The following is a 19,993-nucleotide window of genomic DNA, read 5'->3' on the forward strand; positions in this document are numbered from 1 at the left end:
CAGGTATCATAAGAAATCAGGCTGAAGATTGCATGATCGATAAGATTACATGCCGACTGTATCAGCGAAAATCACGGGATTTGGTGGCGCGTGCCAGCTTGAGCACGTGGCGCGCATAGATCATCTGCATCGGGATCGGCTTGCCGCGCCGTTCGATCTGGTAGAGCTCGTCGTCGATCATCTTGATCGCCCGCCAGAAATCATAGTCGGTCAGCCGGCCGTCAGACGCGAGCCGCGCCGACATTGTGGCGATATCGAGCTTCATTCTCATCTCCGGCGAGTCGCAAGTCCGCCCCATGCGACTCGATTCGATGGAGGAGAGTTTTCGCGCCGGAGCCTGCCGGATCAACCGGCCGGATCGTTCAAATTGTGTATAAACGGTAACCTTAAGAAATCGCCTCCGTTTATGGTTAAGGAACGGTAAACGGCAGTTCGGCGCGGCGTCAGGAGGTCTTGCGGCGGATGCCGATGGAGCGGCCGGAGCGTTCCGGTTTGGGCAGCACGGCATGGGCGGCGCGCATGGCCTCGACCTTTTCGGCGATGTCGGGCGGGTAGGGAGCGACTTTCGGGCCGGCCATGTCGATGTGGAGCGACAAGGTCTCGGAAGTGGCGGCCAGCCAGCCGTCGACGTGACGGATTTCCTGGTAGGCGGTGAAGCGTTTTTCGTCGTGGTCGAGAAGCTGAAAGCTGACGCGGACTTGGTCGCCCAGATGCAGCTCCTGCACATAGCAGATGTGGACCTCCGCCGTGTAGACCGTGAGTTTCCGCTCCTTGGCGTAGGCTGCTCCGAGACCCATCAGGTGGAAGGCGTGGTCGGAGGCCGTGTCGAACAGCACGTTGTAATAGGCCATGTTCAAATGGCCGTTGTAGTCGATCCAGTCTTTTTGGATGTCCATGATGTCGGAGACGAAGGGGACGGGCAGGGGCATGGACGAAGTCTCTCTCAATGCTGGACAAGTGGCTGGCTCTGGGCTTAGGCGAACATAAGGTTCGGCGGAAGAAGCCGATGGCTCATTCGCGGAGGAAAACATGGCTTTGAGCGACCTGCGGCGTGTCCCGCGCAACGAGGAGGGCGTCGGCATCGTGCTCGGCGTGCTCAAGCAGCGGTTCGGCGAGCGCTTCCAGACCGGCCAGTCGATCCGCGAGCAGCATGCGCACACCACGACCTACATCCCGAACCAGGCGCCGGACGGCGTGGTCTTTCCGGAGAGCAGCGAGGAAGTGCAGGAGGTCGTAAAGCTCTGCGCCGAGCATCGCGTGCCGGTGATCGCCTACGGCACCGGCACGTCGCTGGAGGGGCATGTCAACGCGCCGGGCGGCGGCATCTCGCTCGACACGTCGCGCATGAACCGGGTTCTGGCCGTCCATGCCGAGGACCTCGATTGCATCGTCGAGCCCGGCGTGACGCGCGAGGCGCTGAATGCGCATCTGCGCGACACCGGCCTGTTCTTCCCGATCGATCCCGGCGCCAACGCCAGCCTGGGCGGCATGGCGGCGACACGGGCGTCCGGCACCAACGCGGTGCGCTACGGCACGATGCGCGAGAACGTGCTGGCGCTGACGGCGGTGCTGGCCGACGGCAGTTCGATCAGCACCGGCAGGCGGGCGAAGAAAAGTTCGGCCGGATATGACTTGACGCGGTTGATGGTCGGCTCGGAAGGCACGCTGGGGATCATCACCTCGCTGACGCTGAAGCTCTACGGCATCCCACAGGCGATTTCCGGCGGGGTCTGCCCGTTCCCGAGCATCGAAAAAGCCTGTGAAGCTGTGATCGCCACGATCCAGATGGGCATTCCGGTAGCGCGCATCGAACTGGTCAACGAACTTCAGATGCGGGGGATGAAGACCTACTCGAAGCTCGATTATCCGGAATCGCCCTGCCTGTTCGTCGAGTTCCACGGCAGTGACAGCGGCGTCGCGGAACAGGCGGAGATGTTCGGCGAGATCGCCGCCGAATACGGCGGCGGACCGTTCCAGTGGACCAAGGTCGCCGAGGAGCGGGCAAAGCTGTGGAAGGCGCGGCACGACGCCTACTGGTCGGCGCTGACCCTGAGGCCTGGCGCAAAAAGCCTGTCGACCGATACCTGCGTGCCGATCTCGCGGCTGGCCGAATGCATCGCCGAGACGCAGGCCGACATCGACGAGATGAAGCTGATCGCGCCGATCGTCGGCCATGTCGGGGACGGCAATTTCCATGTCATGGTGCTGATGGACCCCGACAGCCACGAAGAGATCGAGCAGACTGAAAAATTCGTGGCGCGGCTGAACATGCGGGCCATCGCCATGGACGGCACCTGCACGGGAGAGCACGGCATCGGCCAGGGCAAGATGGGCTTTCTCGAACACGAGGTAGGCCACAGCGTCGAGGTGATGCGGGCGATCAAGGCGACACTGGACCCGAAGGGAATCTTGAATCCAGGGAAGATTTTCTGACGATTAATGTAATAAGTTCTGAGGCGAATAGACCGACCTGACGTAGGCCTCGGCGCTGCTTGCGCTACCACTCGGCCTTGTCGATTTCCACCTTCTCCCAGGGGACGACGCGGTCGGGACGCCCGCCGGCCCATGGCTGGATCGGCGGCTCCTGCTTGTATATCCGCCCGGCTATGTAGCGGTGATTTCCCTCGACGATGATTCCTTCGTCCACCCTTATCGGTGGCGGCTTCGAACCGGACTTCAGCATGTCCACATATTTGCGGATGGTGGGGAGCGAGACACGGCCTTGCTGAGTTTTCAGGGTGGCCCCCTTCATCGCCTGCCGAACCGTTTCCTCGGTGATTTCGGCAGGCGCCGCGGGTGGCGGTGTGCGTACCGGCGGCTGGACCGCCCCGCGCCGAGCGCCGACGATCCTGCCGTAAACCGCCTTGAAAATTGCGCCCCCGATCAGGGAAATAGCGAGCGCTGTGAGTTCGGTCGTGACCGCGTCAGCCAGGGCCTTGCGGACATCCAGCATCGTGGCGATGATCTGAGGAGTTGTGGCAGGCGAGAAGACGGTCGGGCTGACCACCGCGCCGCCCGCGCCCCAGAAGTAGGTCGTGGAAACCTTGCCAGCCGGCGAACCGGCAAGCAGCGCGCGTGCCTCCTCGGCTGAATCGAAGATATTGTTGGACCGCTCGCTGACCACGCCGGCGCTGAAGTCTACCATCGACTCCGGCACGAAAACGGGAAGGTCCACGCCCTCGCAATATACGTGGTAGCCGCCAAGATAGATGCCGTAGCCGACCGCCGTCACCAGGCGGTCGATATAACGTTGATGGTCCTTCGGCGTGGAGACCTTCACGCGGATTTCATTGGGACGATTCGGATCGTCCGGTTCGAATTCGAACCAGATCAAGTCTTTTGGCGGATCAGCCATTGAAGCTCCTCCCCCAACACAAGGCATGTCTCTCGGTTTTCGGCCCAAAACCGAGCGCTCGCGGCCTGATTGGCGGGGCGCGCATTGCCATTTTGCCGACAGACTGGTGAGGTTAGGGTATCGGTACGCTTCCATGAATGAAAGGGCTTGATTCTGGCGCGGCTGTTCGTCTTCGTCGGTGGATTGATCGTCCTGGTGCTGACCGCGGCGCTGGTGGCGCCGTATTTCATCGACTGGACAAATTATCGCGCCGAGTTCGAACGCGAGGCGAGCGCCATCCTTGGCCGCAAGGTCGTCGTGCAAGGCGACGCGGAGGCGCGGCTGCTGCCTTTCCCGTCGGTGACGTTCTCGAACGTCGCGGTCGGCGGCGGGGCGCATGGCGAGCCGGCGATGACCATCGAGACCTTTTCGATGGACGCGGAACTGGCGCCGTTCCTGCGCGGCGAGTTCCTGATCTTCGACATGCGCATGGTGCGGCCGAAGGGCATCGTCGACATTGCCGAGGACGGAACGATCGACTGGGCGGTACGGCCGTCGAGCCCGATCCCGGCTGCCAAGATCGCCCTGGAAAAGCTTACGGTCAGCGAAGGTGAGATCGAACTGCGTCACCGGCTGAGCGGACGCACGCACCGTCTCAGCGGCATAAACGCTCACCTGTCCGCCAAGTCGCTGGCGGGGCCGTGGCGGGTGGAAGGCGCGCTCAGCTTCGACGGGATGCAGACCGCGCTGTCCGCGACCACCGGTGTCGCCGGCGCGGATGGCCGGATGCGGCTGCGCATCAGGGCGGCGCCGACGGCCCAGCCGGTGTCGCTGGACGCCGATGGCGAGGTGGCGCTGAAGCCGGAGGGGCTGATCTATTCCGGCACGTTCCGGCTGGTCGAGGCGATCGCGAAGGAAGAGGCAGCGGAGACCGATGCGTCGGCGCCGGCTCCGCCGAAGCAGCCGGAGGCGCCGCGCTACCGCCTCAGCGGCCAGTTCTCGGTCGACAGCCGCAAGCTCGACGTGGCGGCGTTCCGCTTCGAGACGGGACCGCTCGACCAGCCCTATACGGCGGATGGCACGGCCAGCCTCGATTTTGGCACGGAGCCGCGTTTCGCAATCAAGGCAAGCGGCGCGCAGATGCGTTTCGACGAGGCGCTGGGCGCGAGCGACGGCTCCAGCCTGTCGCTCGAACAGCGGATCGCGGCTTTCGAAACGGCGATGCTCGACCTGCCGAAGCCGACGATGCCGGGTTCGATCGAGGTCAACCTGCCGGCGGTCGTGGTTGGCGACACGACGATCCGCGACGTGCGGCTGGCGGCCGAGCCGGCGGCGAATGGCTGGGCGATCAAGTCGATGGGTGCGACGCTGCCGGGACGGACCACGCTTGAAGCCGACGGGCTGCTCAAGACCAATGGCGATTTCGGTTTCGCCGGCAATCTTCTGCTTGCCGTTGCCCAGCCGTCGGGATTCGCGGCCTGGGTCGCCAAGGACATTGACGACGCCATCCGGCGGCTGCCGGCGGCGGGATTCAGCGCCAAGGTGGACATGACGGAGCGGCGGCAGTCGTTCCGCGACCTCGAACTGGTGCTTGGTGACGCCCGCTTCCGCGGCGAGATCGACAGCCGCCAGCCGACCGACGCGCGCCCATCCGTTTTCATCAGGCTCGACGGCGACGCGATGGACGTCGACGGGCTTTCCGCTTTCGCCTCGCTGTTCGTCAGCGATGAGGGACGCAACCGCTTTGCCGACTCCGATCTCGATTTCCAGGTCAAGGCCGGCCCGGTGCGCGTGGCGGGACTGTCGGCGGAGACCGTCGACACGGCGCTGCGGCTGCGGCAGGGGCATCTCGAGATCGACCGGCTGTCGATCGGCGGCCTCGCCGGGGCGTCGATCAGCGCCACCGGCGCGATCAGGGATTTTCCCGACAATCCCACCGGCAACATCGACGCCTCGATCGTCGCCGTCGATCTCGCGCCGCTGGCAAAACTCGCGGCCGAGAGTTTTCCCGACAATTATCTCTTGCAGCAGCTTCAGCGGCGGGTGGCCGCGCATCCCTCGCTGCTGTCCGACGCGCGTTTCGACGTCGTCGCGAGTGCCGCGGCAAATAAGGATGGCACATCGGGCATGGCGCTCAGCCTGCAAGGCAACGCAGGCGGATCGGCGCTGTCGGCCAGCCTATCCGGCAACGGACATCCGGCCAGCGCCGGGGAAGCGCAATTGTCCCTGACGCTTTCGGCGCGCAACGAAGATTCGACTGTGCTGCTCGGGCTGGTCGGGCTGCCGACCTTGCCGTTGTCGAGCATCGGCGCGGGAGAATTGACGCTTTCCGCCAAAGGCGTCGCGGCAACCGGCCTTGCCAGCAAGTTCGAACTCAAGGCCGATCAGTTCCTCGCCTCTTTCGACGGCACGACGAGCGTCGACGCCGATGGGTTTTCCGCCAAGGGCAAGGCGACCCTGGAGGCGGCCGACATCGAGCCGTGGCTGATGACCCTGGGCATGGTCCTGCCCGGGATGGGGCTGGGAACCGCGGCCGAATTCTCGGCGCAAACCGATCTCGGGTCGGACCTGCTGGTGCTGAGCGGCCTGGACGGCGTCGTCAACGAGACGGCCGTGGCCGGCGATCTCAATGTCGAGTTCAAGGACGATATGCCGAATTTGAGCGGCGCTGTGGTGCTCGACGAACTGCCGCTGGAGCCTTTCGCGGCGATGATGGTCGGCGAGGAAGCGCTGAAGAGCAATCAAGGCGCATGGGCGACCGCCCCGTTCAGCCAGAAGGCGGTGCTGCCGTTTTCGGGTGCCGTCGATGTCTCGACGGCGACGCTGACGGCGGGGAGCGCCAGCGCCTATGACGCGACCTTGTCGCTGGGCATCGGCGCGGATGGTTTTCGCGCCGACAACATCAAGGCGACCTATGGCGGCGGGCAACTCAGCGGGCGCTTCGAACTGAAGAACAACGGCGGGATCGGCCTTTTCTCGGGGCAGGTGCAGCTCAACGGCGCCGATCTTTCGTCCGACGCCGGGATCGGCGGGCTGGCGGGAAAGGGCAATTTCTCGGCCACGGCCTCGGGAAACGGCAAGTCCGTCGAGGCCATCGTTGCCACGCTCTCGGGCTCCGGCACGGCGGCGATCAAGGGGCTTCGCATCGACGGCATCAATGGCGATGCGCTGCCGGACCTGCTGGCCCGCGCCGACGCGATCGGCCGCGACATCGATGCCGCCAAGACGGCTGCCTTTGCCCCGGAAGTCGCGGCGGCCGGTTCCTTTGCCGGGGGCGACGCGGATGTGGCGTTCACCATCGCCAACGGGGTGTTGCGGGCGCCGCCGGTGACGCTTGAAAATCCCGCCGCGAAGGTCTCGGCCGAAGTGCGCGCCGACCTGAATACGGGCGAAATGCAGGCCAACGGCACAATCACCTATGCGGCGGGAGAGGATGCGCTTGCCGGCTCGGCGCCGGCGTTGCGGTTTGCCGCCCAGCGATCGGATGGTGGGGCCAAGATCACCTTCGACAGCGAGCCTCTGGCGCAGTTCCTGACGCAAAGGGCGCTGGAACGCGAGCAGGCGCGGGTGGAGGCGATGCAGGCGGTTCTGCTGGAAAAGCAAAGGCTTCGGCGCGAAGTGCGTTACTACGCGGCGCTGGAAGCCGACCGCAGCCGTCTGGCCGCCGAGGCGATGCGCAAGGCCGAGCAGGACGCCCGGCAGCGCGCCGAAGCCGAGGCGCGCGCCAAGGCTGAAGAGGAGGAGCGCCAGCGGCTTGCGGCGGAGGAGGCGAGGCGGCAGGCGGAAGAGGCTGCCAGGCTGAAGGCGGAAGAGGAGGCGCGTCTCAGGGCCGAAGCGGAAGCACGGCAACGGGCGGAGGAGGAAGCCAAACGCAAGGCTGAGGAAGATGCGCGGCTGAAGTCTGAAGCCGACGAAAGGGATCGGATTGCCGCCGAGCAAGCGCGTCGCGCGGACGAGAAGGCCGAACAGGACCGGCAAGCGGCTGAAAAGGCCGAAGAATCCCGCCGTCAGACCGAGGAGGTCGTGCGCCGTCGCGCTGTCGAGGAGGCTCGGCAGGCCGGCGAAGCGGCGCGCAGCGCTCCCGAAGAAACCCGTCGCGAGCCAACGCAACCGGAGCCTGAAACGCAATTGCCCGGGGTTCGCCAAGGGTTGGAAATGGGCGACTATCCGCCACCGGCCAAGCCGAAACCCTCGGCATTCGAGAATATTTTGAAGTCTCTGACGGGCGGATGAAGCCGGCTGGCGAAGGATTTGCGACCTCTTACGAGAGCTTTGACACTCGTAATGGGGGGCGGGTCAACCGCGTCTCCAGGCGCCGCATCAAGTTCGGAATGTCGAACGATTTCATCGAGTTGCCACGGAATCCGCAACAAGTCCAGGTTTTGCGCCGACGCTGGCCCCTCGCGGGCTTCCCGTACCGGTGTTTAGCCGTTTTGCGCCGATGCCACGGTTGTTCGCTCGCCCTTCACCCAATCCAGCACATAGACGCGGATGGCTGAGGACAGATTTGCTTCGCGGGGGCGACCCTCGTCGATCTCGGCGATGAGGGCAGCAAGAGGCACGCCACGCAGACCGGCTATCCGGGCGAGTTCGTCGAAGAAGGGTTGTTCAAGCGAATAGCTGGTGCGGTGGCCGCGGATCGAGACCGAGTGCTTTCGGACGAGGCTCATTCGCTGGAGTCGGGATCGCGGCGATGGGCGTCCACATGGCTGGCGAGCTTATCGGCTTCCGCCCTGTCTCTCGACTTCTCGGCCTTGGTGCGGCCATGGCGGACGCGGTTTTCTTCCGCCAGCCGCACCTTATCGTCGCGGTCCCGGCGCTTCCTGGCGATGCGGAGGTTGACGATGTCGCCCATGGCGGAGCGTAGGCCGCGCCGGCTACTTCTTGCGAAAGGCGTCGAGCGAGACCACGTCGGCGCCCTTGCCCTCCTCGGCGGAGGCGGGTTGCTTGGCGGGAGCCGGCTTTTCCTTCTCCTTCGCCTCGGCCTTTTTCGGCGCGGCAACGGGAGCCGGCTTCTTTTCGACGGCAACGGGACGCAGCGGTTCGGGCGCGGCAGGTGCCGCCGCCTCGGTCTTCACGTCGAATTCCAACTCGAAATTCACCGACGGATCGTAGAAGCCGCGAACGGCAGAGAAGGGGATTTCCAGCTTTTCCGGGACGTCGGAAAAGGACAGACCGATCTCGAAGCCGGTCTCGCTGACCTTCAGGTCCCAATACTGGAACTGGATGACGATGGTCATCTGCTCGGGATAACGCTCGCGCAGCCGCGACGAGACGCGCACGCCCGGCGCGCCGGTGAGGAAGGTGATGAAAAAATGGTGGCTGCCCGGCAGGCCCGTGCGCGCAACCTCGGCCAGAACCTTGCGCATGACGCCGCGCAACGCCTCCTGGGCGAGGATGTCGTAACGGATGTGGTCTTCGGCCATCGCGCAGCGGGTTCCGAGTGAATCGACAACACTACCTCTAATGAAGGATAGGGCCGCCGTAAACGGAATATACGGAACCGGCGTTCAGGGCCGCTTGCCGTAAGCGCGGAGAAATGTGCGGACGGCGTTCCTTGCCGAGGTTTCGAGAAAATCGTCGTCCATGTCGTCGCCGAGCAGCATGGCGGTCTGCAGGTCGGCGTTGACCAGCGCCAGGAACTGGCGGGCGGCGAGGTCGGGATCGTCCAGGTCGAGATGGCCGGAGAGGGCGAGGCGGGCAAATCGGGCGGCCAGCGCCGACCAGACTTTTGCCGGCCCGTTGACGCGCCAGTCGGCGAACAGTTCGGGATAACGTTCGCCCTCCGACTGGATCAGCTTGCGCAGAAATTTGCCTTCGCGGTTGCAGATGCAGTTGCGGGTCAGTCGCACCGCGAAGGCAGCGAGATCGGCCTCGAGGTTCGTGGGCCTGTCCGGAAAGGTGGCGAGCGTATCGAATAGGTCGGCGTTGATGCGTTCCGTGACCTCGCGGACGACGGCCTGGAACAGCTTTTCCTTGTCGCCGTGATGATTGTAGACGGTCTGGCGGGAGACGTTGGCCTGGGCCGCTATCATGTCGATGTTGGTGCCGCCGAACCCTTCGCGGCAAAAGACACAAGCGGCTGCGTCAATGATCGACAGCCGCTTTTCGATGTGGCCGCGCGGGCCGGCTATGTCAGGAGCGGTGACAGGTGGCATCGGAAATTTATGTACACGTGATTGACAATTTGGACAAGCGCGTCCAAAAATATCGATATTGTGCAGTGCGGTAGCCTTAGGGGTGGACTTCACACTGCGAGGCTGACGCCATTCCGGCGCCTGGCCATAGCATTCAAGAGCATTCGTCATGCAAACCAACTATCTGCGTTACGCGATCGTGCTTGGGCTGGTTTCAGCCATCGGGCCGTTCGCGATCGACATGTATCTCCCGGCATTGCCGTCGATCGGCGCCGATCTCGGCGCCAGCGACATGGCCGTGCAGATGAGCCTGGTGGTGGTGTTCCTCTCCTTCGCCGTCGGGCCGCTTCTGGTTGGGCCGCTGGCCGACATCTATGGCCGCAAGCCGATCCTTTATGGTGGGCTGGTGGTGTTCGCGCTGGCGAGCGTCGGGGCAGCCCTGGCGCCCAATGTCGGCTGGCTGATCTTCTTCCGCCTGATACAGGGGCTCGGCGCCAGCACAGGCATGGTTGTGCCGCGCGCGGTGGTGCGCGACCTGCATACCGGCCCGGAAGCGGCTAAGCTGATGTCGCTGCTGATGCTGGTTTTCAGCGTGTCGCCGATCCTCGCACCGCTGACCGGCAGCTTCATCATCGACGCTTTCGGGTGGCGCGCCGTGTTCTGGGCGGTGACGATAGCGGCCGTGCTTGCCTATTTCCTGATGATCGTGGGACTGGAAGAGACGCGCCCCGCCGAGATGCGCGGCGGCAGCTCGTTTTCCGCGGCCTGGGCCGGCTACATGAAGCTTTCCGTGGACCGTGGCTTCCTCGGCCTCGTGCTGATCGGCGGCTTCGGCATCGCCAGCTTCTTCGTCTACCTGGCCAATTCGTCCTTCGTGATCATCGACCACTACGGCATGTCGCCGTCGACCTACAGCCTGTTCTTCTCGGTGAACGCGGTCTCTTTCTTCGCGGTTTCGCAGTTCAGCGGCTGGCTGGCGCAGAAATTCGGATTGCGGCGTGTCGTGCGCATAGCCGTGTTCGGCTACGCGGCCGTGATGATCGCGATGTATGCCGTGATGGCGACGGGCGTCGAATCGCTGGCCTTCATGGCGGTCGCGCTGTTCATCGGCTACGGATTTCTCGGGCTGGTCATCCCGACAACCTCGGTGCTGGCGATGGAAGACCATGGCGAGATCGCCGGGACGGCGTCGGCGCTGATGGGCACGCTGCACATGATCACCGGCGTCGCAGCCATGACGGTGACGGGCCTGTTCGCCAACGGCCTGCCGATGCCGATGATTTCCGGCATCGCCGCCTGCGCGGTCATCGCCCTGGTTCTGTCGGTAGGGACGCTCGGGTCGCGGCGTCGCCGTCATCAGGTCGAGGTTGCGCCGGCGGAGTGAGTGCCGATGTAGCGAGCGAGGTTATTTCGAGGGCGCCGCGAGCGCTCTCGATCTTATGAAGGCCAACCTTTCGCCAACGGTGCCGCGCGGCACATCGGCAAGTTCGTAACCGCAAGCTGTATAGGCGGCGGCGACCGCCTCGAAGGTTCGAACCGCCTCGGCAAAATCCTGTTTGCGCTCGCTGTCGTTGCCGTAGATTTCCGGCCAGGGCGGCAGGATAAAGACGGTTCTGCTGTAGCGGAACATTTCCGCGGCCCGGCGGAAATGATCAGGGACCGGCAGGCCGCACAGATTCATGTAGCCAATGCAGTCCGGTACGCCGCGGTCGAAGAAAACGGGGCCGGCAGCAGCAAGCGCCTGGTTCCAGGAGCGCATCTCCCAGGCGAGCATCAGTTCGGCGAAGAGTTTTTGGTCGGCCCAGTGAAGTGCGGTGCCGCCGATCGCCACCTGGTCGCGGATGATGCCGCGCCCGGCTTCTTCGGCGCCGGCGAATCCCTCGACGCGCAGTGCCTCGATCAGGGTTGTCTTGCCGGAGCCGGGGCCGCCGGTGAGGACGAATAAGTTGTTGCAGGACATCGAGCCTAACTATCGAGCAGATTGATAACTGAGTTGCGAGGGGCCGCTATTCGCCTTGGCGTCGAATCTCGCCTTCGACGATCAGACGCAGGGTGGGAAGAGCGTGCTTGAGGTTTGCCAGATCGCAGCAACCGAAACGACATTATAGCCGTGCCGGTAGATATTCCCCGCGCCAGCGATTTGCTGCCAAGGAATTTCCGGATGACGATCCTTGATCGTAGCAGGCAAGCAGCGGGATGCCTCGGACATGATCTCCAATGCCCGCGTAACCGTATAGATCGCAGAGTATCCGCTGCCAGCTCGTCTTTCGTGGAGTCACCCAGAGAAAGGCTTCCGCGTGGTCGATGTTCTCAAGGATATCGAGTAGGGCGTTCTGCTCGCGCTCAGAAAGCATAAACGAGATCGCGGGTGACGGCAGTGCGTATGCGGGGTTTCAATCCGGCACTGTCGATGACATCCACGGACTGGCTGAACAGCCGTGCGACTTCTTCCTGAATGCCGACGTAGTCGTAGATCGTAATCGGGAGAGCTGGATCGAGGTCGACAAGGATATCGATGTCGCTTCGCGGCGTGGCTTCATCGCGGGCAACCGAGCCGAAAACACCGGCATGCCGGACGCCTTTTGCGCGCAACTTCGACTCAGCGTCGCGCAATGTTTCCAGAGCGGTTTCGAGTTTCCTGCCCATGACACGATTGTATCAAACAGAAAGCGCGGTCGCGAGGAGGAAAGTGGAGGTTTCTGTTGCCAGGTACCTCCGAACCCCGCCTAGAAGTGCGAACCCCTAGGACTTGATTTGAAGCTATCGCACCGCATTAAGCGGCGAGACGTGCTTCCGCATAGTTGTCGTTGGCAACTATAAGTTTAGCCCGATAACGGTGGTACAATGCCGGGCAAAAGTACGATCTTTACACCTTCGTCGATCCTATTTCGCCCCCAGCAGAAACCGCCTCTCGCGGCGGCTTTTGGTGGAGGCGCCGGGTACCGCCCCCGGGTCCGAACGGCTTATTGCATCGCCCATTTATCGCCATAGTCAGGCAAGCTGACGGAGCGAATATAGGGGGCCGGCGAAGGAATTGGAAGGCCTCTATTCCTATGGGCAGTGGGCAGTCGGCAATAGGCAGTCGGGCCTGCTCGTGTCCTGCCGAAGGATGCTATCGCCAGCGCGGCCTTTGCCTGCAACCGATCCGACTGCCTATTGCCGACTGCCCACTGCCTATTAGGGACAATCTTTCGAGCGGTGACTTATGCGGATAGTCGTTCGGACTTGACTCGCGCGACGCGGTCCACAACTCTTGAGGTTGTAGAGCCTTGTTCATATCCGGCGCCGCGATTCGAACGCCAGAATGCGCAGGCACAGGGAGAGGGAAAAGAAATGGCCGACTACCTCGCAGACGTGAAGAAATACGATTCCGGTGCCAGCGCGGAAGTCGTCGACAAGATCGTCAAGCATCTTGGCATCGCGCTCCGCAACCGCGACTCCTCGCTCGTGTCCGCTACCGATCCCAAAGAACTGGAGCGGGTCAAGACCAACTGGGTGGGCAAGAAGCTCGGCGTGAGCGACGGCGCCAAGGCCGACGCCGCTATCGACAAGACCGCAAAGGCGATGGCTTCCGACAATTCGAAGAGCCGTGTCACCTTCTATTATCTGGTGGCAAAGGAGTTGGGGAAACTCGGCTCGCTGTAGTGCCTTGTGGACGATGAGGGCGGGCCGAGCGCCGCGTCTCGGCCAATCGCCGCCTTACCGGCCAATTATCTTATCTCGATGGTTGACGGGCTTGAGTCCCCATTAGTGCTTGCCGTTTGCGCGCTGGCCGCAATATGTGGGTATTGGACTCATGGCTGCTGAACGCGCGGGCAGAAGCTGCTATTGTCCAGTCCGCTGAAAAAGTCCGGATCCGATGCGCCAATATCTCGACCTGCTCGACCATGTGCTGAGGAACGGCACCGACCGCCCGGACCGTACAGGCACAGGTACGCGTTCGGTATTCGGCTATCAGATGCGCTTCGATCTTTCGCGCGGCTTTCCGGTGACGACCACCAAAAAGCTGCACCTCAAGTCGATCATCCACGAACTGCTGTGGTTCCTGGCAGGTGACACCAACACAAAATATCTCACCGACCACGGCGTGACGATCTGGGACGAATGGGCCGACGAGAATGGCGACCTCGGTCCGGTCTATGGCGCGCAGTGGCGCTCCTGGCCGACGCGCGACGGCGGCGAGATCGACCAGATCGCGAATCTTCTCATACAGATACGCAAGAATCCTCATTCGCGGCGCCTGATCGTCTCGGCCTGGAACCCGGCGGAGGTGGACCAGATGGCGCTGCCGCCATGCCATTGCCTGTTCCAGTTCTATGTCACCGACGGAAAGCTCTCCTGCCAGCTCTACCAGCGCTCGGGCGACATTTTTCTCGGCGTGCCGTTCAACATTGCTTCCTATGCGCTGCTGACCATGATGGTGGCTCAGGTGACCGGGCTGAAGCCGGGGGATTTCATCCTCACGCTGGGCGACGCGCATCTCTATTCCAACCATTTCGAGCAGGCGCGCGAGCAACTCAGGCGCACGCCGAAGGCGCTGCCGACCATGCGGATCAATCCAGCGGTGACCGATCTGTTCGCCTTCCGCTTCGAGGATTTTTCGTTGGAAAATTACGTCGCGGACGCCAGTATCAAGGCACCGATCGCGGTTTGATGATCCGGCGTCGAGGAGCAGAATTCAGCAGCGACTGGCGCGGCGTGTCCTAACCTCCCATGAAATAGATTCTTCGCTTGGCCTTGTAGCTGGCCGGGTTGAAGTGCGACGCTAGCCAATCCTTCGTATCCGGCTTCAGATATCCCGCATCAGGATCGTGACGGTCGAGCGACGTCAGCTTTTTAACGAGGTAGCGCGCGTAGTGATGATCGAAAATGCGCATGAACTCGCCAAAATAGATATCGGCGACGCGCGTGTCATCGCAGATGACGATCATGTTCTCGTCATTGATTCTCTGGGACGGCTGACTGAAATTAGCCGAGCCCGTCACGACCAGGGGAGCATCGCCAAGCGGGTCGACAAGCATAAACTTATCGTGGATATAGTCATTTGAATTCAAAGGGTTATTTCGCTCTTTCGTGAAATTTGCGAGAGCGCCCTCACCAAGATAACCACCAGCGGCAAACAGTGTGTCGCGGTCCTGCCCAATAATTTCTCCGTCACCCAGATCATCGTCCTTGACGATATAGCGGAGCACATCGTTGTCCTGCGCGAGCACGCGCTGGAATAGCTTGTCGATGTTAAAGGCGACGGTAAAGCAGATGATGCGCGTCGCCTCGTTCATACGATCGGCGTACCATTGCAGCGTCTCGGTGCTGTCGGGCTGATCTCTGGCGCTGAATACTGGCGTAATGGAGCCCGGCAGCGGACGGCCATCCGGCAGCGGCGACTCGCGGCGATTGTGCGGCCGAATTCTGGTGGGCGTGAGATTGTCAGCCAGTCGTTTCCAATATCCGAGATAGGCTCTCGCGACGTCCTCATCCCAGACGATGTGGCCGACATTGGAATGGCCGAAGATGCCGCCCACCGAGATGTTGGTCGATCCGGTCCAGACGGCGACCGGGACATCATCCTTCAAAAGGACGATGAATTTGTTGTGACGAATACCTTCGCTCACCGTTCTAGGCACGACCGCGTTCATTTGACCAAGGCCGGCGCTGCTGATCGTCTGCTCATTGTCTTTCTTGTAATTGCTCTCAGCGTCATAGACGATCTTCACATCGGCGCCGGCCTCGACCGCCTTAGCGAAGGCATTTGCTACCGGTTGATAGTGAAATTCGTAGAGTGCGGCGCGTAGCGCATAGTGCCGATCCTCCGCCAATCCGATGAAACGCATCAGCGCTTCAAAGAGACCACGCGACAGCCATTTCATCTCCGGGGAAGCCGGGTTCGCACCGTCCGGCATGGCGTTCTCGAAACGTCGGGCATAGGCTTGCGACCCGATTACTCCTCGGTTGAAGTAGATATCGTGGCGGGAACGTTCCGGCCCGGGCAATCCTTTCAGAAGGAATTCGGCCTCGGTTCGAACGTCTAAGATTACCGCGGATGCCTCGTCGAGGATGAGATTTTTGACTGAGCCATAGGTGGGCACAACTCGATACAGATAGGTTCTGTCCGACTGGGCGGTATAGTCGCCCCATTGAAACGACTGAATCGGATGGTCGGCTGTACTCACCGGAGTGCCCGGCGGGAGACCACGGTCCTTGTCCTTGAAGCGCTAAATGCTACGCATCCAGTACCGCTCGACGACGGCGCCAGCTTTAATCTCGCTCCGCTCTATCGCGAAACCCATCAATCCGGTCTTCTTGGCATCCTGCCCCGGCAAGAAATCCCAGGCAAGTATGACGACGTAAGTACCGGCCACTGCCCTGACGCGCAGCACGCCACTTTCTGCAATATGACGCATGGCATTTTCCCCTCAAGCCTTTCGGTGATTATGGCAATTTTTGATACAGATTGAAACAGTAACACGAATATTTATTGAATATTTGAAAGCGCAATTGGAGATAGACGCTCGGGTCGATCATCTTTCCCGCTATTCCAACCGCTTCGAAGCCGACGCAGCGATGATCCTTGATCGCAAGGTCGGACCTCGTATGGTGTAGTCCTCGTGAATCGGTGAGTTCTGGGGCAGACATGAATTACGGTTGTGTTGCGGCATGGCTGCTGTTGCTTGCGCCGCTACCTGCTTTGGCCAACGATTCCGTCGCGGGGCTCGGCGCCGGCGGCATCCTGCTCGGCCGCAGCGACGACATCGCCATGGAGCGCGAGGATTTGTTCATCTCGATGGACGAGGTGAAGGTCGACTATGTCTTCCGCAACCAGTCCGATAGGGATGTCGAGACGATCGTGGCGTTTCCGATGCCGGACATCGACGCCAATCCGCATGAGATGCCGCAGTTGCCGGACGACGCTTCCGACAATTTCCTCGGCTTTTCAGTGTCGGTCGATGGCGCGCCGGTCAAGCCGGAACTGGAGCAGCGGGCCGAGGCCGTGGGCCTCGACGTAACCGAGCTTCTCAAGGCGCAGGGCGTGCCGGTCAATCCTTTCGCCGAGCCGGTTTTTTCCGCACTGGAGAAGCTGCCGGAGGCCGTCGCGGCGGACTGGGTCGACCGCGGCATGGTGTTCATCGATTCCTACGATGACGGCTCCGGTTGGAAGAACGTGCGCACGCCGCTGTGGACGCTGAAATCCACCTATTGGTGGCGCACGAATTTTCCGGCCGGCAAGCCTGTCGCTGTGGCGCACCGCTACCGGCCGAGCGTCGGCGCCTCGGTCGGGCTGAATTTCTACAGCGGCGGCGCGTTTCAGGAGCCGTATCCGGACTACAAGCAGAGATACTGCTTCGACAAAAGTTTCGAGAACGCCGTCGTGAAGGCCAGGGACGGCAAGGATGGTTTTCCGCCTTTTTCGGAAAGCCGTCTGCAATATGTGCTGACGACCGGCGGCAACTGGGCGCTGGGCACGATCGGAAAATTCCACCTCACGGTCGACAAGGGCGATGCGAAAAACCTCGTCAGCTTTTGCGCCACGGGATTGAAGAAGACCGGACCGACGCGGTTCGAGCTCGAGGCGACGGATTATTATCCGCAGCGCGACCTCGATATTTTGATCTTGGCGCCAAACGGCAAGGCGAACTGATGGATGTCACGATTTATGCCGCGGTGGCGGGGAATGGCGTGATCGGACGCGAGGGCGGTTTGCCGTGGCGGCTGTCATCCGACCTGAAGCGCTTCAAGGCGACGACCATGGGCAACCCCATCGTCATGGGCCGCAAGACCTGGGAGAGTTTTCCCAAAAAGCCCTTGCCGGGAAGGCTCAACATCGTGGTCAGCCGCGATGCCGCCTATCGCGCGGAAGGCGCGGAGGTGGTGACCTCGCTCAAGGATGCGCTGACGCTGGCCACCGCCAAGGGCCGCTGCATGGCCGCGGCGGAGGAGATCTGCATCGTCGGCGGCGGCGAGATCTACCGGCAGGCGATCGGCATCGCCGACAGGCTGAAGCTGACGCATGTGCTGGCCGATATCGACGGCGACACGCTGTTTCCCAATGTCGACCCAGAAATCTGGGCGCTGGTTTCGGCGGAGGACCTGCCCGCCGGCGAAAAGGACAGCCATGCGACGCGCTACACTGTGTATGAGCGACGCGGCGGGAGCGGGCGTCAAGTCTAGCATTTGCGTTGTCCTGCCCGTCGGGCATGTCCGGGCGCGGCGATCGTTTCGAAGCCGGCTTGCGGATCGGGCCTCTGCGAGACCCTAATGCCGCATTGTCGACGGCCGTTGCGGCGTGGCAAAAGCGTCGGCGACGGCAAATAACGGGGCGGTCGGGAGGTTTCCTGGTATTTTGACGCGGGTTTGATCGCGGCGGGCGCGGCCCGCGTTGAAAGCGTGACGGCGCAACCCTATACAAGGACCAACGACTGCATACGACGCCGCGCGGCGAGCGAAGCGAAAGGAATTAGATGCCCTGGAAGAATCAGAGCGGCGGCGGCGGTGGCCCATGGGGCGGCGGCGGCGGCAATGGCGGCGGCGGCGGGCCATGGGGGCAGGGGCCGCGCGGCCCGAGCGGCCCGCAAGGTTCTCCCCCCGATCTCGAGGACATCATCCGGCGCGGCCAGGATCGGCTCAAGAACGTTCTGCCGGGTGGCGGTGGCGCCAATCCGCTGATGTTCGCTATCATCGGCATCGTGATCTTCGTATTCTGGCTGTTCCAGGCGATCTACACCGTTCAGCCTGACGAACTCGCGGTCGAACTGCGCTTCGGCAAGCCGAAAGCGGAGATTTCCGAACCCGGCCTGCACTTCCATTGGTGGCCGATCGAAACGGTCGAGAAGGCCAAGACCGCCGAGCAACTGATCAACATCCCGGAAGCGCGTGGCAATTCGAACACCGGCCTGATGCTGTCGGGCGACCAGAACATCGTCGATGTCCGCTTCTCCGTCGCCTATCAGGTCTCGGACCCGAGGGCCTATCTGTTCAATGTCGAGAACCCGGAAGAAATGCTGCGGCAGGTGGCCGAAAGCGCCATGCGCGAGGCGGTGGGCCGGCGCCCGGCGCAGGACATCTTCCGCGACGACCGCCAGGGCATCGCCGAGGCGGTGCGCACCAACATCCAGCAGACGATGGACGAATATGGCGCGGGCCTGACGGTCAATGCGATCTCGATCGAGGACGCCGCACCGCCGCGCGAGGTGGCCGATGCGTTCGAGGAGGTGCAGCGCGCTGAGCAGGACGAGGACCGTTTCGTCGAACAGGCGAACCAGTATTCGAACCAGAAGCTGGGTGCGGCCCGAGGCGATGCGGCGCAGATCCGCGAAGAGGCCGCTGCCTACAAGAACCGCATCGTGCAGGAGGCGGAAGGCGAGGCGCAACGCTTCATCTCCGTCTATGACGAATACGCAAAGGCTCCGGACGTGACGCGCAAGCGCCTTTACCTCGAAACCATGGAACGGGTCATGCGCGACGCCAACAAGGTGATCGTGGAGCCCGGCAGCGGCCAGGGTGTCGTGCCGTATCTGCCGCTTCCAGAGCTGCAGAAGCGCGCCACGACCACCGGAGGGAGCAATTGATGTCGAACCGCCTTGCAGCCATTGGCGTCGTCGCCATCGTCGTGCTTTTCCTGATCTATTCGTCGGTGTTCGTGGTCAACGAACGGCAACAGGCGATCGTCCTGCGCTTCGGCGAGATCGTCGACGTCAAGACCGAACCCGGCATCTATTTCAAGGCGCCTTTCGCCTTCATGGAAGCCGACAATGTGCAGATCATCGAGGACCGTGTCATGCGCTTCGACCTGGACGATATCCGCGTCCAGGTTTCGGGTGGCCGCTTCTACGAGGTCGACGCCTTCATTGCCTATCGCATCAACAACCCGCGCGTGTTCCGCTCGGCGGTGTCGGGCAGCATACCTCTGGCCGAGCAGCGGCTGCGCACCCGTTTCGACGCGGCCCTGCGCCGGGTCTACGGTCTTCGCGGCTTCGAGGCCGCCCTGTCGGAGGAGCGCGCCTCGATGATGCGCGAGGTGCGCGACCAGCTTCGTCCCGACGCGACCTCGCTCGGGCTGGAGATCGAGGACGTGCGCATCCGCCGTACCGACCTGACGCAGGAGGTCTCGCAGCAGACCTACGACCGCATGAAGGCCGAGCGCCTCGCCGAAGCCGAGCGGCTCAGGGCGCGCGGCAACGAGGCGGCGCAACGCATCCGCGCCCGCGCCGACCGCGAGGTCGTCGAGACCGTGGCGGAAGCCCGCAAGGAATCGGAAATCCTGCGGGGTGAGGGCGAGGCACAGCGAAGCGCGATCTTCGCCAATGCCTTCCAGCGCGATCCGGCCTTCTTCGAGTTCTACCGGTCGATGAACGCCTACGGCACAAGCCTCAACAGCCAGGGCACGACGATGCTGCTGACGCCGGATTCGGAGTTCTTCCGCTACTTCAACAATGCGCAGGGGACTCCGACCACCCCGTCGGCGGTGCCGGCTGTGCCTCCCGCCGCGCCGAGCCCGGCACCGGCAACCGGCACCGCGCAATAGGCG

At 62.7% G+C, this 19,993-nt stretch carries 21 protein-coding genes and 1 other RNA gene; 9 read left to right on the forward strand and 13 right to left on the reverse strand.

Annotated features, from left to right (window positions below; genetic code table 11):
- Window positions 1-61 precede the first annotated feature (61 nt).
- Together ABMA59_RS03285 and ABMA59_RS03290 are read right to left on the reverse strand one after the other, a co-directional pair.
- Window positions 62-265: a hypothetical protein gene (locus tag ABMA59_RS03285; RefSeq protein ID WP_349003857.1), complete on the reverse strand. Its 204-nt coding sequence runs from the start codon at window positions 263-265 to the stop codon at window positions 62-64.
- A gap of 178 nt (window positions 266-443) precedes the next feature.
- Window positions 444-929 carry a thioesterase family protein gene (locus tag ABMA59_RS03290; protein WP_349003858.1) on the reverse strand — a complete coding sequence of 162 codons (486 nt, stop codon included), beginning with the start codon at window positions 927-929 and terminating at the stop codon, window positions 444-446.
- Window positions 930-1,029: 100 nt separating this feature from the next.
- Between ABMA59_RS03290 and ABMA59_RS03295 the strand changes: the two genes are divergently transcribed.
- Window positions 1,030-2,433 (forward strand): FAD-binding oxidoreductase, encoded by a 1,404-nt coding sequence (locus tag ABMA59_RS03295; RefSeq protein ID WP_349003859.1) that lies wholly within the window; start codon window positions 1,030-1,032, stop codon window positions 2,431-2,433.
- A 64-nt stretch (window positions 2,434-2,497) separates the two neighbouring features.
- On the opposite strand, the gene ABMA59_RS03300 is transcribed toward ABMA59_RS03295, so the two are convergent.
- Window positions 2,498-3,355 carry a hypothetical protein gene (locus ABMA59_RS03300; RefSeq protein WP_349003860.1) on the reverse strand — a complete coding sequence of 286 codons (858 nt, stop codon included), beginning with the start codon at window positions 3,353-3,355 and terminating at the stop codon, window positions 2,498-2,500.
- Window positions 3,356-3,502: 147 nt separating this feature from the next.
- Between ABMA59_RS03300 and ABMA59_RS03305 the strand changes: the two genes are divergently transcribed.
- On the forward strand, window positions 3,503-7,567 hold the full coding sequence (locus ABMA59_RS03305; protein WP_349003861.1) for an AsmA family protein: 4,065 nt from the start codon (window positions 3,503-3,505) through the stop codon (window positions 7,565-7,567).
- A gap of 191 nt (window positions 7,568-7,758) precedes the next feature.
- Here the strand turns inward: ABMA59_RS03305 and ABMA59_RS03310 are convergent, their stop codons facing one another.
- The 4 genes from ABMA59_RS03310 to ABMA59_RS03325 form a co-directional block, all read right to left on the reverse strand.
- Complete coding sequence (locus tag ABMA59_RS03310; RefSeq protein WP_349003862.1) at window positions 7,759-8,004, reverse strand: ribbon-helix-helix domain-containing protein; 246 nt, start codon at window positions 8,002-8,004, stop codon at window positions 7,759-7,761.
- On the reverse strand, window positions 8,001-8,189 hold the full coding sequence (locus ABMA59_RS03315; protein ID WP_349003863.1) for a DUF4169 family protein: 189 nt from the start codon (window positions 8,187-8,189) through the stop codon (window positions 8,001-8,003). Before ABMA59_RS03315 ends, ABMA59_RS03310 begins: the two co-directional genes overlap by 4 nt.
- Window positions 8,190-8,211: 22 nt before the next feature.
- On the reverse strand, window positions 8,212-8,760 hold the full coding sequence (locus tag ABMA59_RS03320; RefSeq protein ID WP_349003864.1) for an SspB family protein: 549 nt from the start codon (window positions 8,758-8,760) through the stop codon (window positions 8,212-8,214).
- A gap of 84 nt (window positions 8,761-8,844) precedes the next feature.
- A complete protein-coding gene (locus tag ABMA59_RS03325) occupies window positions 8,845-9,492 on the reverse strand; it encodes a TetR/AcrR family transcriptional regulator (protein WP_349003865.1) in 648 nt (215 codons plus the stop codon).
- A 148-nt stretch (window positions 9,493-9,640) separates the two neighbouring features.
- On the opposite strand from ABMA59_RS03325, the gene ABMA59_RS03330 reads away from it, so the two are divergent.
- Window positions 9,641-10,855, forward strand: coding sequence for a multidrug effflux MFS transporter (locus ABMA59_RS03330; protein WP_349003866.1), 1,215 nt, complete (start codon window positions 9,641-9,643; stop codon window positions 10,853-10,855).
- A 21-nt stretch (window positions 10,856-10,876) separates the two neighbouring features.
- Here ABMA59_RS03330 and ABMA59_RS03335 read toward each other — a convergent pair whose 3' ends face one another.
- From ABMA59_RS03335 to ssrA, 4 genes are all read right to left on the reverse strand, one after another.
- A complete protein-coding gene (locus ABMA59_RS03335; RefSeq protein WP_349003867.1) occupies window positions 10,877-11,431 on the reverse strand; it encodes an AAA family ATPase in 555 nt (184 codons plus the stop codon).
- An 81-nt stretch (window positions 11,432-11,512) separates the two neighbouring features.
- Window positions 11,513-11,680, reverse strand: coding sequence for a HepT-like ribonuclease domain-containing protein (locus ABMA59_RS03340; RefSeq protein ID WP_349003868.1), 168 nt, complete (start codon window positions 11,678-11,680; stop codon window positions 11,513-11,515).
- Between the two features lie 134 nt (window positions 11,681-11,814).
- Window positions 11,815-12,117 carry a nucleotidyltransferase family protein gene (locus ABMA59_RS03345; protein ID WP_349003869.1) on the reverse strand — a complete coding sequence of 101 codons (303 nt, stop codon included), beginning with the start codon at window positions 12,115-12,117 and terminating at the stop codon, window positions 11,815-11,817.
- Between the two features lie 42 nt (window positions 12,118-12,159).
- Window positions 12,160-12,515, reverse strand: a transfer-messenger RNA (tmRNA) gene (ssrA, locus tag ABMA59_RS03350).
- Window positions 12,516-12,804: 289 nt separating this feature from the next.
- Between ssrA and ABMA59_RS03355 the strand changes: the two genes are divergently transcribed.
- Window positions 12,805-13,116, forward strand: coding sequence for a DUF2853 family protein (locus tag ABMA59_RS03355; protein ID WP_349003870.1), 312 nt, complete (start codon window positions 12,805-12,807; stop codon window positions 13,114-13,116).
- Window positions 13,117-13,330: 214 nt separating this feature from the next.
- Window positions 13,331-14,125 carry a thymidylate synthase gene (locus tag ABMA59_RS03360; protein WP_349003871.1) on the forward strand — a complete coding sequence of 265 codons (795 nt, stop codon included), beginning with the start codon at window positions 13,331-13,333 and terminating at the stop codon, window positions 14,123-14,125.
- Between the two features lie 49 nt (window positions 14,126-14,174).
- Here the strand turns inward: ABMA59_RS03360 and ABMA59_RS03365 are convergent, their stop codons facing one another.
- Both ABMA59_RS03365 and ABMA59_RS03370 read right to left on the reverse strand, forming a co-directional pair.
- Entirely contained in the window at window positions 14,175-15,641 is a 1,467-nt protein-coding gene (locus ABMA59_RS03365) for a phospholipase D-like domain-containing protein (RefSeq protein ID WP_349003872.1), read from the reverse strand.
- Between the two features lie 42 nt (window positions 15,642-15,683).
- Window positions 15,684-15,872 carry a hypothetical protein gene (locus ABMA59_RS03370; protein WP_349003873.1) on the reverse strand — a complete coding sequence of 63 codons (189 nt, stop codon included), beginning with the start codon at window positions 15,870-15,872 and terminating at the stop codon, window positions 15,684-15,686.
- 230 nt (window positions 15,873-16,102) lie between these two features.
- On the opposite strand from ABMA59_RS03370, the gene ABMA59_RS03375 reads away from it, so the two are divergent.
- The 4 genes from ABMA59_RS03375 (at window position 16,103) to hflC (ending at window position 19,990) form a co-directional block, all read left to right on the forward strand.
- Entirely contained in the window at window positions 16,103-17,107 is a 1,005-nt protein-coding gene (locus tag ABMA59_RS03375) for a DUF4424 domain-containing protein (RefSeq protein ID WP_349003874.1), read from the forward strand.
- A complete protein-coding gene (locus ABMA59_RS03380; protein ID WP_349003875.1) occupies window positions 17,107-17,637 on the forward strand; it encodes a dihydrofolate reductase in 531 nt (176 codons plus the stop codon). The genes ABMA59_RS03375 and ABMA59_RS03380 overlap by 1 nt, the downstream gene beginning before the upstream one ends.
- 290 nt (window positions 17,638-17,927) lie before the next feature.
- On the forward strand, window positions 17,928-19,034 hold the full coding sequence (hflK, locus tag ABMA59_RS03385; protein ID WP_349003876.1) for an FtsH protease activity modulator HflK: 1,107 nt from the start codon (window positions 17,928-17,930) through the stop codon (window positions 19,032-19,034).
- Window positions 19,034-19,990: a protease modulator HflC gene (gene hflC, locus ABMA59_RS03390; protein ID WP_349003877.1), complete on the forward strand. Its 957-nt coding sequence runs from the start codon at window positions 19,034-19,036 to the stop codon at window positions 19,988-19,990. Before hflK ends, hflC begins: the two co-directional genes overlap by 1 nt.
- Window positions 19,991-19,993: the final 3 nt, after the last annotated feature.

Origin of the sequence: Mesorhizobium yinganensis, from assembly GCF_040081985.1 — a bacterium.
GTDB classification, from domain to species: domain Bacteria; phylum Pseudomonadota; class Alphaproteobacteria; order Rhizobiales; family Rhizobiaceae; genus Kumtagia; species Kumtagia yinganensis.

Excerpts from the sequence above, each read along its gene's own strand:
- ABMA59_RS03285 (WP_349003857.1), bottom strand. The coding sequence starts at position 265 with ATGAAGCTCGATATCGCCACAATGTCGGCGCGGCTCGCGTCTGACGGC.
- ABMA59_RS03290 (WP_349003858.1), bottom strand. The coding sequence starts at position 929 with ATGCCCCTGCCCGTCCCCTTCGTCTCCGACATCATGGACATCCAAAAA.
- ABMA59_RS03295 (WP_349003859.1), top strand. The coding sequence starts at position 1,030 with ATGGCTTTGAGCGACCTGCGGCGTGTCCCGCGCAACGAGGAGGGCGTC.
- ABMA59_RS03300 (WP_349003860.1), bottom strand. The coding sequence starts at position 3,355 with ATGGCTGATCCGCCAAAAGACTTGATCTGGTTCGAATTCGAACCGGAC.
- ABMA59_RS03310 (WP_349003862.1), bottom strand. The coding sequence starts at position 8,004 with ATGAGCCTCGTCCGAAAGCACTCGGTCTCGATCCGCGGCCACCGCACC.
- ABMA59_RS03315 (WP_349003863.1), bottom strand. The coding sequence starts at position 8,189 with ATGGGCGACATCGTCAACCTCCGCATCGCCAGGAAGCGCCGGGACCGC.
- ABMA59_RS03320 (WP_349003864.1), bottom strand. The coding sequence starts at position 8,760 with ATGGCCGAAGACCACATCCGTTACGACATCCTCGCCCAGGAGGCGTTG.
- ABMA59_RS03325 (WP_349003865.1), bottom strand. The coding sequence starts at position 9,492 with ATGCCACCTGTCACCGCTCCTGACATAGCCGGCCCGCGCGGCCACATC.
- ABMA59_RS03330 (WP_349003866.1), top strand. The coding sequence starts at position 9,641 with ATGCAAACCAACTATCTGCGTTACGCGATCGTGCTTGGGCTGGTTTCA.
- ABMA59_RS03335 (WP_349003867.1), bottom strand. The coding sequence starts at position 11,431 with ATGTCCTGCAACAACTTATTCGTCCTCACCGGCGGCCCCGGCTCCGGC.
- ABMA59_RS03340 (WP_349003868.1), bottom strand. The coding sequence starts at position 11,680 with ATGTCCGAGGCATCCCGCTGCTTGCCTGCTACGATCAAGGATCGTCAT.
- ABMA59_RS03345 (WP_349003869.1), bottom strand. The coding sequence starts at position 12,117 with ATGGGCAGGAAACTCGAAACCGCTCTGGAAACATTGCGCGACGCTGAG.
- ABMA59_RS03355 (WP_349003870.1), top strand. The coding sequence starts at position 12,805 with ATGGCCGACTACCTCGCAGACGTGAAGAAATACGATTCCGGTGCCAGC.
- ABMA59_RS03360 (WP_349003871.1), top strand. The coding sequence starts at position 13,331 with ATGCGCCAATATCTCGACCTGCTCGACCATGTGCTGAGGAACGGCACC.
- ABMA59_RS03370 (WP_349003873.1), bottom strand. The coding sequence starts at position 15,872 with ATGCGTCATATTGCAGAAAGTGGCGTGCTGCGCGTCAGGGCAGTGGCC.
- ABMA59_RS03375 (WP_349003874.1), top strand. The coding sequence starts at position 16,103 with ATGAATTACGGTTGTGTTGCGGCATGGCTGCTGTTGCTTGCGCCGCTA.
- ABMA59_RS03380 (WP_349003875.1), top strand. The coding sequence starts at position 17,107 with ATGGATGTCACGATTTATGCCGCGGTGGCGGGGAATGGCGTGATCGGA.
- hflK (WP_349003876.1), top strand. The coding sequence starts at position 17,928 with ATGCCCTGGAAGAATCAGAGCGGCGGCGGCGGTGGCCCATGGGGCGGC.
- hflC (WP_349003877.1), top strand. The coding sequence starts at position 19,034 with ATGTCGAACCGCCTTGCAGCCATTGGCGTCGTCGCCATCGTCGTGCTT.